Raw genomic sequence first — 12845 nt, 5'->3', positions numbered from 1 at the left:
ATCCGTCCGATATGAAACAACCTATTTTCTTGCCAACCATTTTCCTGCTGATCATGTGCGGCAGTGTATTGACCTCCTGTAATAAATTCGTGGATGCCGGGTCGCCCAAGAGTGAACTGACCACGGATAAAGTATTCGCTGACAGCACAGGTGCTGCCGCAGCGGTGACCGGTGTCTATATCACGCTAAATGCCAACAGCACCGGGATCACCCTGCCCGCCGGCCTGGCTTCAGACGAGCTTTCCTCCTCCAAACAAGGAGCGGAAACTGAATTTTTTGCCAATAATATTAAACCCGCCAATGCCCTGAACGCCTCTTTATGGACGGTCGTTTATCAGCAGCTATACCAGGCCAACGCATGTATTGAGGGCATCAATGGTTCGGGCGGGCTGGGTACGCTGCAAAAAGAGCGTTTATCAGCCGAAGCCCGTGGCATACGCGCCTTTCTCTTGTTTAACCTGGTCAACCTCTATGGACCGGTTCCGCTGGTCACCATGACCGATTACCAGATCAGCAGGTCCTTGCCCCGAGCTTCAGCCGATGACGTGTACCGCCAGATCCTGGACGACCTGCGCTTCGCGCAGTCAAAGCTGAACAAAGATGCGCCCGATCTGCGCCGGTTCAACTATTATGCGGCAACGGCACTGCTGGCCAGGGTCTATCTCTACAATAAGCGTTATGAGGAAGCCGCCAGCGAGGCCGGCAAAGTTATTGGTTCCGGTCGGTTTACTTTGATGAACGAGCCCAAGGATGTGTTCCTTGCCGGCAGCAAAGAGTCGATCTGGCGCCTGGTGCCGGTCGTAGGCGGACGTGAAACGTGGGAAGCTTCACTGTTTGTACCATCCTCGTCCGGCGCCGTCCCGCCGTTTGTGCTGAGCGAAGGATTACTGGCTGGATTTACCGCAAACGATAAGCGCAGCTCTCAGTGGATCGCTGCCAATACGGTCAGCGGACGACCGTACGCATACCCTTTCAAATACAAGAGAGTACTCAGTGGCGGCGCTGTAACGGAGAACTATACCATGTTACGGTTAGCGGAACAATACCTGATCCGCTCGGAGGCCCGGGCAAACAGCGGAGATGCCCGCGGTGCGGCCGAAGATCTCCGGGTCATTCAGCAGCGGGCAAACGCGCAGTTGTATACTGGCCCGGCGGCTGGCCTGCCCGCTGCGATCGCTCTGGAGCGAAGAAGGGAACTTTTTTGTGAGTTTGGCCACCGCTGGTTTGATCTTAAAAGAACGGGGGAAGCCAATGCTGTGCTGGGCAACGCAAAGCCAGGCTGGAAGCCGACCGCTACGCTTTTTCCCGTCCCTCAGCCGGAGGTGGATGCCAATTCCGCATTGACCCAAAATCCGGGTTATTAAAAAGCTATAAAACAAAAAAGGGAGCAGGAAGCTCCCTTTTTTATTCCAGGCGTACGCAGCTTTATTTTATAGCGCAGCCTGTGCGAACAGGTGCGGAAATTGTTCTTTAAAAATATCCTCGCGGTAGAGGATCACCAGTATTTCTACCTGATCTTTGGCATAACGGGTATTTAATCGTTCAGCTATCAACAACTGTCCTTCCGTCATGTCCTGGTAAGCTTCGATCACTTTGGGATCACTGAAGAATTGTTCGATCTGAAAATCCACTGCGTCGCCGGTCTGCGGCACATGCGAAGCGTCTTCCAGCACAACATTTCTGTTGCCGGTATATTCTGTTGGAAATAATTGCTGATCGAATTCAAAGCGGAGTATCGTCTTCATCACGTTGATTTTCATAAAGATAAGCAGGACATCGCTTACAAACAAAATAATAACAACAAAAAAGAGAGCCTTTTGAGCTCTCTTTTCTACTGTTCTGGTGCTGATCAGTTACGGGTTGCGGCGATCGCTTCCGGTATCTGCGGGCCATCCAGATGGTTGGTACTGGTCACCTGACCGGCACTAAAACCGGAAACACATTGTTTGTTGGAAAGGTTGTTACATCCGTCACCGGTTGGGGGCATTTCGCTTTCCCCAAGATAAGTGGCGCCTGAGGACGGCACTGATTGATCAGTCGTTCTGTTCGCGGTGATCTGGAACCATTTGTAGGTCACCAATTTTCCATGAGATCTGTTTGGCGCGGTAAATGCACTTGCCCCTAAGGCAATAACAATGGCAGCGATGCCTAAGAAATTTTTACGCATAATGATCAAAGCTTTATTAGATCAAAAAGCTCAGGAAAAACTTTAAGTAAAAAATTGAATTCTTACCGGGTATTAAGCGGCCCGGATGCCGCGGCGGTATCGCACTTTGCGCTTACCGGTAGTTGCAAGGCTTATGAATTGGCGGTCCTCCTTTCCCTGACGGTTAATACTATAGCGCAGATATTTGACAGCAAAAAGAAAAGATCGAACCAAAAATGAAAGCTCCAGCCCATGGAGCGAAGCACGCCCCCGCAAGAACAGGGTATTCGATCAAAGACACGGAATAAAGCAAGTCCGATGTATAGTGTAAATGCCAGCAGCATGACCGCTGACAGCCAAAGGCCCGTCAGCCTTGCGTTCGGTACAAAGAGCAGTATTGCTACGATCAATTCTACCGGCGGTAAGGTCCAGATCAGCAGCTCTTTTAGCCACCCCGGCAACACCTGCAGACGCATCTGCATCTGAAAATCCCCGAAGGATATTATTTTACTTGCAGCCGTGTACACGTACAGCAGGATAAGCAAGGCGGAAATGATGGATAGTAAAGTTTTTTTTTTCATATCGTTGACATGGATAAAGGTAGCCGTCGGCCTGAACCCTAACTGTGATCACGATCACCAGTTCCATAGAAAAGGATTACCAGTTAACCTAAGCCCTACAGGTCCTTACCGATCAGCCTGCTCAGGTTTTCCCTGGTCATGTTCAGGTAGGATGCGATCAGCCGCAGGGATAACTCGCGGAAAACAACCGGGTGGGCTAAGCGGAACTGCCGGTATCGCTGTTCGGCGGTCTGCAAGAGCAAGCGGTTCCTGAAAAGTTCGCTACGCCGCTGCTGGAGAATAAAATAGCGCAGCAAAATATCCATTTCGGGAAAGCTCCGCAAACCGTCCAGATCGGTGTAACGTAGGGAATGCAGTTTCACTGTCCGGAGCGCTTCCAGGTAATAGTCTGTGCGTTGCGCCAAGTAGGCTTCCCAAAAGAAGATCAGATCCGTACCCAGGTAAAATGCCTGTGTGATTTCTTTGCCCTGGCTGTCAAAGTAATAGCTTCGGACGATACCTGATCCCACCAGCCACAGCCGGTGATGGTGATTCCCCGGCGCGTCAATGATCTGGTGTGACTGATAGACCTCACTGAACAGCAGATCCCGTAGTTTCGCCTTGAATGGCGCTGAGAGCGCCACTATTTTATCCAGTTCTGCAATGATATCCTCTACGCTCATCTGTTTCGTTCTGCCTTTTCGTTAGATCTAACTAAGAAAAAACCACAAAGCAACGGTGAAAAAAGCATCCAGGTGGTGACATGCAGTTATTTTAACAATTAATTCATATTTGTTTGCATGTCACCACTTGGCCGAATTTCGCTTCCTATTTTCAGGCATAAAAACTTTTTACCTATGCCAAAAGATTATACGAATACCAGCTTTAAAGACTTTGAGAACATTGGCGGACAGGATGTATTCACTACCGCTGCGGAATTTCAGGAATACCTGAACTATCTAAAGGCCAACGGCCATCTCAATTACCGCATTGAGTCGTTAAGCCCTGTCGGGCCGGAGATGGATCTTATGCTGCCCGGCCATTCCAAACCCACCCGGTCGGTCTGCCTGGTTTCCAATGACTACCTGGGCTTCAGCCAGCACTCGAAGATCAAAGAAGCGGTCATCAATGCCACGGCGCAGTTCGGCACCGGTTCAGGTGCATCCCCCGCAATTGGCGGACATTTCTCTTATCATGCGGAACTGGAAAAGATGATCGCCGGGTTTTATCAAAAAGAAGAAGCGATCCTGTACACGACCGGGTATACCGCCAACAGCGCCACCTTACAGTGCCTGTTGCATAAAGAAGACCTGGCCATCCTGGATATGGCGGTCCATGCCAGCGTATATGAAGGCGTATTGACCACCACAGTCAAAACTTTTCTGCATAACAACCTGGAAATGCTGGAACAAGTACTGCGCAATGCGCAGGCGCAATACCGAACTAAAATGGTCATTATCGATGGCGTGTATAGCCAGGATGGTGACCTTGCACCGATTGACCGGATTGCGGAACTGACACACCGTTACGGCGCTTATCTCGTTGTAGATGATGCTCATGGTATCGGCGTGGTCGGCGAACATGGACGTGGCGTGATCGAATTATTTAATGCATTCGACCAGGTGGATATTATCACGGGAACATTCAGCAAGGCATTAGGTAACATCGGTGGATATGTCGTCGCTAAGCCGGAGATCATCAATTATCTGAAATACCAGTCCAAACAGCACCTGTTCTCCACTACGGCAACGCCGGCAATATTGGGTATAACCAGGGCAATCGAATTGGTGGATGAAGAACCGCAATGGCGGACCCAACTCTGGGATAATATTAATTACCTGAAGAATGGTCTGACCGGCCTTGGGCTGGATATCGGCACCACGGCCTCTGCGGTGATCCCTGTCAAGATCGGTGATATTCCGAAAACGCTGGAAGCCGGCAGGCTGCTCCTGGCCGCAGGTATCTACACCAACCCGATCATGTATCCGGCAGTTTCCAAAAAGAACGCGCGTATTCGTATGAATGTCATGGCTACCCATACCAGGGCGCATTTGGATCAGGTGCTCAACGCTTTTGATATGATCAACAGTCAGCTTCAAATTGCTAAATCCGAATGAAAAGTATTGCAGAACGTTTTCACTCCGCGATGGAAAGTCAGTTAGCGGAAGTAGTACTAAATGCGGATACCGCTACTGAACAGTACCGCAGTTCGATCATCATCTGTAAAAAGGCGATGACCAAACTCAAACGCTATATTTCCAGCTATTCATTTGAAGACACGGCCGACGAAATCCATTTTTTCAAAGAAGTCAAGCCCTTATTTTACAGTAAGTATATCTACTTCATCAATGTTTACAATTACCTCATCCAGTACCCGGCGGGTGGTGAAGAAGCCGTCAAAAGCTATATCAACTTCCACCTGACGGACCTGCAGCGCTTCTTTGATAATAACAAAGCTTTTTACCAGTATTACCGTTCTGGTGGCACGCAAATGGATGTGGTCTATTTCACCCGCGGCGGCTTTGATGTACAGATGGAATTGGAGGATTTTGAGGAAGATGAACAATACTCTACCAGCCACGATTATAAACTATCCAAGATCATGGCCAATGAAAAATTCCAGGACTACCTGAACCTTGAACTGGCCAGGATCGGAAGCAGCGAATTCTTGCCTGCGAATGGTCAAAAGCATTTTCCCTTCCAACATCCGAACTGGACAGCTAGCCCGACCGATGCTGTCGAACTAATCTATTCCCTTAAGACTTCAGGATCTGTTAATAACGGTAATATCGATGTAAGCGAACTGGTAGGCATCTTCGAATTTGTTTTCCAGATGGAAATTAAAGAATCCTATCACAAGATCATTGATATTGGGCGCCGGAAAAAGGTCATACCGATATTCCTGAATAAGCTGACGGATGGCCTGATGAGAATGATTAACGACAAACTTAATGGATGAAGTTCACCGGCTGCTATTTCGATCCTTATACTTGTTAAATCATTTGTCATTCTTACTTTAGCAGAGCGCATACAAACCTTATATACCAAATGAATAATTTTTCATTGATCGCCGTACGTCCCTTGGGGCAATGTGCTGAGCGCTTCCGTAAAAATCTGATCTCCGACGAACCATACATTTTTCACCAGGCCTACACATTTGAGACCGAGGGCACTGAAATTAAAAAGATCGTTTACCACCCCTTACTTGATAATGACCTTTATACTATCAGAAGATCACAAAAAGATGAACTGCAAATCAGTATGTCAGCAGTCGTCGGTAAAAACGGCTCGGGCAAAAGCACCATCTTCGAACTTGTATTCCTGATCGCCTACGTGATTGCTAACAAAGAACTCATTCTGAAGGATAACTGGGTAAAAGCTACAGAAGACCTGGAACGAGAGAAATTAAAAGGCCAAATGAATGATTACCAGGTCTATAATCTAACGAAGGAATTGGAGGAGCACCAGCGGCTTTTCAAGGATCTCGCAGCAGAGATATATTATCGTGACGGCCAGAACATCAAATCCATCCGGGTGATTGAGGGCGAACGCACTGCGATCAATTACCACGATACAGCCAATGAGAATGCCTTTTTGCCAGCAGATATCAATTTTCCGTTCTCGATCAGCAATGAGGAATTCGGGCGTTATTTTTATAGTGTGGTGATCAATTATTCTCTATACGGTCTTAACCCATCCAAAAGCGGCCAATGGCTGCGATCTTTGTTTCATAAAAATGACGGTTACCAGGCCCCAGTGGTAATCAATCCTTACCGGACTAAGGAAGGCAATATCAATGTTAACTCCGAGCTTCATCTGGCGCAGTCTAGATTAATGGCCAACCTAATGGATGAGACGATGGTCACAAAAAATATCCTGGTGGGTAAGCCCATTGAATATATCATGTTTATGCGTGACGAAAGCCATTTTACCGAAGTAGAAGGCGCTGATCTGAGTTTGAGTATCGAGAACCAGGAAATAAAACACGGAGAGAACCTTGAAGAGGTGTTTGTTGCCACATATGAGGCCCTTCTCGGGGAAACCTGCGACCTTAAGGAGTGTAAAAGGAACGTGAAACACTTTACGAGCGTTTGTAAATACGTTTATAAAAAGCTGCTTAAAATAGCTGTCAAATACTACCCGGATGACAAATACCATTTGTATTCTGAGGGCAATCGGGAGCTTGAAATACCGCAGTTAGGCGGATATTTACACTTTTTGGCCGATAAAAATTCCCACGTTACATTGAAGCTTAAACAAATACTGAACTGCGCCCGGTACGGATTTCTTCGGGAAGAAAAGAACGAAAAAGTTGAATGGAACGGTATTTGGCTGCGCGTGCCGGTTCAGGTACTAGAAAAGAGGTTAAAAGCTGCCGTAAAGGGCAAAAAACGTTTTGACATATTGGAAATCATGCCGGCCTCTTTTTACCGCCCTTCGTTCATACTTAAAGGCGGCACAGATTTTCATTCCCTTAGTTCCGGAGAGCAGCACCTAGTGCACACCACGCAAGCCATCCTCTATCATTTAATTAATCTGAATACTGTGTTTAACCGCGATGGGTTGTTAAAGTACAAGCATATTAATCTGATGCTGGATGAAGTAGAATTATATTTCCATCCGGACTTTCAAAAGCAAATTGTATCCGAAATCTTATCAGGTATCGGCCGGTTGAAAATCCCCAACATCAAAAGTATTAACATCCTTTTTTCGACACATTCCCCTTTCATACTGTCTGATATCCCCAAAAATCATGTGTTGAAGATAGACGAGGGAAATCCAGCACCTGTCCGGTCGGAAACGTTCGGCGCTAATATCCATGACCTACTAGCAGACAGCTTTTTTTTGAAAGGGGGTTTTATGGGCATTTATGCGCAGCAGCAGATCCAGGAAGCTATTTCCTATATGGAGAATTATGTCCCTGATACCGGGTTACAGGTAAAGAATAATAAAATATCTCCACACCGCTGGAATGAAAATACGATCCCGGAACTGATCAAGCTTATCGGTGAACCCGTGTTAAAAAAAGCAGTCGAAAATCTTTACTACAAAACATTTACCACTAAACTGGACGAAGAGATCGCCCGTTTAATGCAGCTTAAAAACACCCAGCAATAGCATGATCCCTATCGGTTCGAAATTATTGGAAAGCACGATCGGCAGTTATCGTGTAGAAATAGAGAAAATGCTTAAAACCGCCCAGGACGCACTCGCACTAGTCCGTCAGGACTTCGCAGGCACCTTTAACACGGATGAATTAGCCTACCTAGATAAGGTTATATTATTTTTTAATGAGGATGGCTACATTAGCTTAAACCAAGAAAAAATCCGCCAGAAAGCTACCCTTTTACCACAAATTCCGGTAAGGACGATCTTGAAAGACGGCAACGATCAGCCAACCCAAAGCCTGACCGCCCACATTCTGGAAGCTTTGAACTATGAAGCGATACGAAAAAGGTTTTATCCAAAATTCTTTAAGTCACTCGGGATCAGTGCATGCGTTTATTGTAATTCCCAATCAGCCCTGTCGGTTTACAAAACAAGTCCCGGAGGACGAACTAAAACGGTCAAAGCTAAATATCAGCTTGACCACTATATACCCAAGGATGATTTTCCTTTTTTGAGCATTTGTTTTTATAACCTTTACCCCGTATGCGGTATTTGTAATAACGCTAAAAAAGAATCTCCAATTGACTTTGACCTTTATGGCGATCAGCCCGGGAAACCTTACCGGTTCGAACTGTCGGCGGGTTCTCTGGCCGGTTATTTACTCCATGGCGACCCGGGCAGGATCAGGATCATTTTTATAGATCCTGATAAGGATAAATTTAAAGGCACCAAGACCAAAACTTTTCAGGAAGCTTTTAATATTCAAGGCATCTATGAAACGCAAAAAGATGTTGCAGAGGAACTGATCATTAAATCCCAGGTCTATACCGAATCTTACCGTGACGCCCTGAAGAATTCTTTCGGAAGGCTGTTGTCTGATGAAGACCTCTCCAACAGGATACTAGTTGGTAATTACACGGATAAGGACGACATCCATAAAAGGCCGATGGCCAAATTCATGCAGGATATCGCACGCCAGCTTGATATCCTAAAATAAAGGACTTATCCCGGGTACTTCAAACCAACAAAAAGATAACAGTATAAATTAGCCCTTATTAGTCTCTGATTCAGGATAAACGACACAACCTGTGTGACCGTTGTCTAATAACGTTTTAAATGCTAAGGACATTTGTTCTACCCGACGGTATGTTGCCGGCGGTTAAAACAAATGTATATGTTAAACGCCATCTCCTGGCAGCAATACCTGACTGCCGTCATAACGCTAAGCGCCGCCTGGTACATTTATATAGGCCTGCGCTACTACGGAGCCGAACTTGCCACTAAATTCAAGGTAACACTTCCCGTTCGTAGCATAACGCCGCCTGTGGCCGGTAAAATAGCTGTCGTAATGGGTGCTGCGAAGCCTGATGAAGGCACCGGGCTTTACCCCGCGGAAGAACTTCTTTTCTCCGCTGTAGCTTCTGATGATATCAGTGAACAGACACTACCGAAAGGCCCATCGGATGACTTGCTGGACGAGGCCAAAGCTTTAATTAACGCTTACGCGGACAACGATGATAAAAGCGAGTTCCTTTCCCTGTTTAAATTATTGATCGACAAGTACGAGATCTTCAGTGATGAAATCAGCCTCCCGGCCGTGATCCGTTCACTCAGCGAATTTTCGGCCGTCAAACTGCCTTTCGAGGTAAAGGAAAGTGAATGGCCATTAACCTTTTAATCCCATAGATATGAAAAAGCACATTTTATTATTCCTCACCGTTATGGCCATCGCCATGACCGGTTACAGCCAGGACGGAAACGCCGGCATCAATGAAGCGACCAACCAGGTGAAAAGTTACTTTGCGACCGGTACCAACCTGATGTATGCAATTGGCGCGATCATCGGCCTGGTCGGTGCGATCAAAGTTTACAAGAAATGGAACGATGGCGAACACGATACCGGTAAGGTCGCATCCAGCTGGTTCGGATCCTGCATCTTTTTAGTGGTCGTGGCCACCGTACTTAAATCATTTTTCGGCGTATGAGCTACCAGATCAACAAAGGCATTAACCGTCCCATTGAGTTCAAGGGACTGAAGGCCCAATACATTGGCTATTTAGGCGGCGGTCTGGTCGGCTTGCTGGTGCTGTTCGCCGTGATGTACCTCATCGGCCTGGCCATTTACCTGTGCATCCTGATCATCCTCGGTCTGGGGAGCGCACTATTCTACCAGGTATTTGGCCTGAGCCACAAATACGGTGAGCATGGCCTGATGAAAAGAAATGCCCGCAGTTATCTGCCCACCTATATCAAATTCAAATCAAGGAGGCTTTTTTATGAAAAACGCTGAGCAAATATTTCCGATCTATAAAGTGGAGCATGATGCGCTAGTATCCATGCAGGGTGAGTTAAGCATCGCTTATGAAGTCCGCTTACCGGAACTCTTTACGCTTTCCAACGATGAGTACCTGGCGTTTCATCAGACCTGGGTCAAAGCGATAAAATTGCTCCCTAAAAACAGCATCCTGCATAAACAGGATTGGTTCGTGGAAAGTAACTACGAAGCGAATTTCGGCGATCAGACTTTTTTGAGTCATGCCAGCGAGCGATTTTTTAATGAACGCCCGTTCCTGGCGCATCATTGCTATCTGATCCTGACCAAAAAGCCCGAGAACTATAGGCCGGTCAGCAGCGCCGCAAGCAGTTTGATGCGCAAACACCTGACACCGCCGCAAAGCACGGATGGGGAACTATTCCGGGATTTCAACGATAGCGCAGGACAATTTAAACGCGTGATGGAAGACAGCGGCCTGGTTACTTTGCGCAGGTTAAGTGATAACGAACTCGCCGGAACGCTGATAAAGCCCGGCATTCTGGAGCAATATTGTTTCCTGTTAAATGAGCAGGCGGAGCCGGAATTAAAGGACATTCATCTTAAAGACGAGATCAGGATCGGTGATAACCGCTGCCAGTTGTATACGCTCGCTGATCCTGAAAACCTACCCGCATTGTGCGGGCCACGTATTACGTATGATCAGTACAGTACCGATAAGACCAAATTCAGTACCGGTTTTGCCAGCCCGATCGGCGCGTTATTGAACTGCAATCATATCTATAACCAGTATTTATTTATTGAAGATAGTGCCAAGACCCTTAAAAAACTGGAAGCCAAAAAGCTGCGCCTGCAATCACTGTCGGCATACTCTCGCGAAAACGCAATAGGCCGTGATGCCACCCAGGAGTTCCTGCACGAAGCGATCAGCCAGCAACGGCTTCCGGTTAAGGCACATTTCAATATCCTGGCTTGGACGGATGATAAGGCACAACTGAAAGATGTCAAAAACAAAGTTAGCTCGGCGCTGGCCCAACTGGACGCGCAGCCTAAGCAGGAAACGGATGGTGCACCGCAGATCTGGTGGGCCGGCCTTCCTGGCAATAGCGGAAACTTCCCGATGAATGACACTTTCGATACGTTCGCTGAACAGGCTGCATGCTTCTTTAACCTGGAAACGAATTACCGTTCATCACTATCACCATACGGCATCCGACTGGGAGACAGGTTGTCCGGCAAACCATTACATGTGGACCTGAGTGATGAGCCGATGAAGAACGGGATCACCACTAATCGCAATAAATTTATCCTCGGCCCATCGGGAAGCGGTAAATCTTTTTTTACCAATCACCTGCTGCGCAGTTATTATGAACAGGATGCCCATATCGTATTGGTCGATGTCGGTCATAGCTATGAAGGGCTTTGCGAATTTGTTGGTGGTTATTACTTCACCTACAGCGAAGACAGCCCGATCAGCTTTAACCCATTTTACGTTGGCGAAGGCGATACTTTGGACACAGAGAAACGCGAAAGCATCAAGGCCATGATCCTGGCTCTTTGGAAAAAAGAAGATGAAGGTGTATTACGCTCGGAATACATTGCCATTTCAGATGCCTTGTATCACTATTATGAAAGTGAGCCGGACTTTGCCTGCTTCAATTCCTTCTATGAATTTCTGAAAGGTCCTTTCCACGAAACCATGAAACAAAGCAAGGTGAAGGACCAGCATTTCGATATTGATAACCTGCTGTTCGTCCTGAAACCCTATTACAAGGGCGGTGAGTATGATTACCTGCTGAACGCGACCGAGAATCTTGATTTATTACAACGTCGCTTTATTGTTTTTGAGCTGGATAATATCAAAGATCATCCTATTCTGTTCCCGGTCGTCACGCTGATCATTATGGAAACTTTTGTGTCCAAAATGCGGAAACTGCCGAAAGAAACCCGAAAAATGATCCTGATCGAGGAGGCATGGAAAGCCATCGCGCGAGAAGGCATGGCAGAGTATATCAAATACCTATTTAAAACGGTGCGGAAATATTTTGGTGAGGCGCTGGTCGTCACTCAGGATATTGAAGACATCATCAGTTCGCCTGTAGTCAAACAGGCGATCATCAACAACAGTGATTGCAAGATTTTGCTGGATCAGCGCAAATACCAGAATGACTTCCCAAAGATCCAGCAGCTCTTAGGTATCACCGATAAAGAGACGGCATTGATCATGAGTATGAACCGTGCGAATGACGAACGGTACAAATACAAGGAAGTATTTATCAGCCTGAATGGACAGTTGTCAAGGGTTTACCGCACGGAGGTCAGCCGGGAAGAATACTGGACCTATACGACCGAGTCAGCCGAAAAAGCTAAGGTGAAAGCTTACAAAAAGAAATACGGCGATATCCGCAAAGCGATTGCGGTCATCGTCCAGGAAGAACAACAAACTAAAAATAACGCAGCATGAGAAAGATATTGATCGGATGCATTGTAATGCTAGCGGCTTGTGGACATCATGAAAATGAAGGGGTATATTTTAGACATTTTAAAAATGAATACACTAGAGCCGACGATACAATTTCTGTAAAAAAAGGAATTGTTACCAGAAAAACGGGATACAACAAAATCCGCAATGGCCAGCTAAGACCCCGACAATATGATGTGGAACGATGGCGGTTGAATGAATTGGGATCAGCGGTGATTATCATTCAAGGAGATGAATTATTAATGGGTAATTCAAGATATAAAAGAATCAATTAAC

14 protein-coding genes are annotated in these 12845 nt (G+C 46.6%); 10 read left to right on the top strand and 4 right to left on the bottom strand.

Annotated features, from left to right (window positions below):
• Window positions 1-11 precede the first annotated feature (11 nt).
• Window positions 12-1364, top strand: a complete 1353-nt coding sequence (locus ABIX36_RS17080) for a RagB/SusD family nutrient uptake outer membrane protein (RefSeq protein ID WP_348083378.1) — start codon at window positions 12-14, stop codon at window positions 1362-1364.
• Window positions 1365-1430: 66 nt separating this feature from the next.
• On the opposite strand, the gene ABIX36_RS17075 is transcribed toward ABIX36_RS17080, so the two are convergent.
• The 4 genes from ABIX36_RS17075 to ABIX36_RS17060 form a co-directional block, all read right to left on the bottom strand.
• Complete coding sequence (locus tag ABIX36_RS17075) at window positions 1431-1745, bottom strand: hypothetical protein (RefSeq protein ID WP_348083377.1); 315 nt, start codon at window positions 1743-1745, stop codon at window positions 1431-1433.
• A 104-nt stretch (window positions 1746-1849) separates the two neighbouring features.
• Window positions 1850-2167 carry a hypothetical protein gene (locus ABIX36_RS17070; protein WP_348083376.1) on the bottom strand — a complete coding sequence of 106 codons (318 nt, stop codon included), beginning with the start codon at window positions 2165-2167 and terminating at the stop codon, window positions 1850-1852.
• A 131-nt stretch (window positions 2168-2298) separates the two neighbouring features.
• Window positions 2299-2727, bottom strand: a complete 429-nt coding sequence (locus ABIX36_RS17065) for a MauE/DoxX family redox-associated membrane protein (protein ID WP_348083375.1) — start codon at window positions 2725-2727, stop codon at window positions 2299-2301.
• A 95-nt stretch (window positions 2728-2822) separates the two neighbouring features.
• A complete protein-coding gene (locus ABIX36_RS17060) occupies window positions 2823-3389 on the bottom strand; it encodes a hypothetical protein (protein ID WP_348083374.1) in 567 nt (188 codons plus the stop codon).
• Between the two features lie 174 nt (window positions 3390-3563).
• Here ABIX36_RS17060 and ABIX36_RS17055 point away from each other — a divergent pair, with 174 nt between their 5' ends.
• From ABIX36_RS17055 to ABIX36_RS17015, 9 genes are all read left to right on the top strand, one after another.
• A complete protein-coding gene (locus ABIX36_RS17055; protein ID WP_348083373.1) occupies window positions 3564-4823 on the top strand; it encodes an aminotransferase class I/II-fold pyridoxal phosphate-dependent enzyme in 1260 nt (419 codons plus the stop codon).
• A complete protein-coding gene (locus tag ABIX36_RS17050) occupies window positions 4820-5665 on the top strand; it encodes an RteC domain-containing protein (RefSeq protein WP_348083372.1) in 846 nt (281 codons plus the stop codon). The genes ABIX36_RS17055 and ABIX36_RS17050 overlap by 4 nt, the downstream gene beginning before the upstream one ends.
• 89 nt (window positions 5666-5754) lie before the next feature.
• Entirely contained in the window at window positions 5755-7824 is a 2070-nt protein-coding gene (locus ABIX36_RS17045) for a hypothetical protein (RefSeq protein WP_348083371.1), read from the top strand.
• A gap of 1 nt (window position 7825) precedes the next feature.
• Window positions 7826-8812 carry a hypothetical protein gene (locus ABIX36_RS17040; RefSeq protein WP_348083370.1) on the top strand — a complete coding sequence of 329 codons (987 nt, stop codon included), beginning with the start codon at window positions 7826-7828 and terminating at the stop codon, window positions 8810-8812.
• 177 nt (window positions 8813-8989) lie between these two features.
• Window positions 8990-9493, top strand: a complete 504-nt coding sequence (locus ABIX36_RS17035) for a hypothetical protein (RefSeq protein ID WP_348083369.1) — start codon at window positions 8990-8992, stop codon at window positions 9491-9493.
• A gap of 10 nt (window positions 9494-9503) precedes the next feature.
• On the top strand, window positions 9504-9800 hold the full coding sequence (locus ABIX36_RS17030) for a DUF4134 domain-containing protein (RefSeq protein WP_348083368.1): 297 nt from the start codon (window positions 9504-9506) through the stop codon (window positions 9798-9800).
• Window positions 9797-10105, top strand: coding sequence for a DUF4133 domain-containing protein (locus ABIX36_RS17025; RefSeq protein ID WP_348083367.1), 309 nt, complete (start codon window positions 9797-9799; stop codon window positions 10103-10105). Before ABIX36_RS17030 ends, ABIX36_RS17025 begins: the two co-directional genes overlap by 4 nt.
• Window positions 10092-12551 (top strand): TraG family conjugative transposon ATPase, encoded by a 2460-nt coding sequence (locus tag ABIX36_RS17020; protein WP_348083366.1) that lies wholly within the window; start codon window positions 10092-10094, stop codon window positions 12549-12551. The genes ABIX36_RS17025 and ABIX36_RS17020 overlap by 14 nt, the downstream gene beginning before the upstream one ends.
• On the top strand, window positions 12548-12844 hold the full coding sequence (locus ABIX36_RS17015) for a hypothetical protein (RefSeq protein WP_348083365.1): 297 nt from the start codon (window positions 12548-12550) through the stop codon (window positions 12842-12844). Before ABIX36_RS17020 ends, ABIX36_RS17015 begins: the two co-directional genes overlap by 4 nt.
• Window position 12845: the final 1 nt, after the last annotated feature.

The organism is Mucilaginibacter sp. (assembly GCF_039925265.1).
In the GTDB taxonomy this organism is placed as follows: Bacteria; Bacteroidota; Bacteroidia; order Sphingobacteriales; family Sphingobacteriaceae; genus Mucilaginibacter.
Note: the sequence above shows the minus strand (reverse complement) of the source record. Positions and strands in the feature narration are given on the sequence as shown.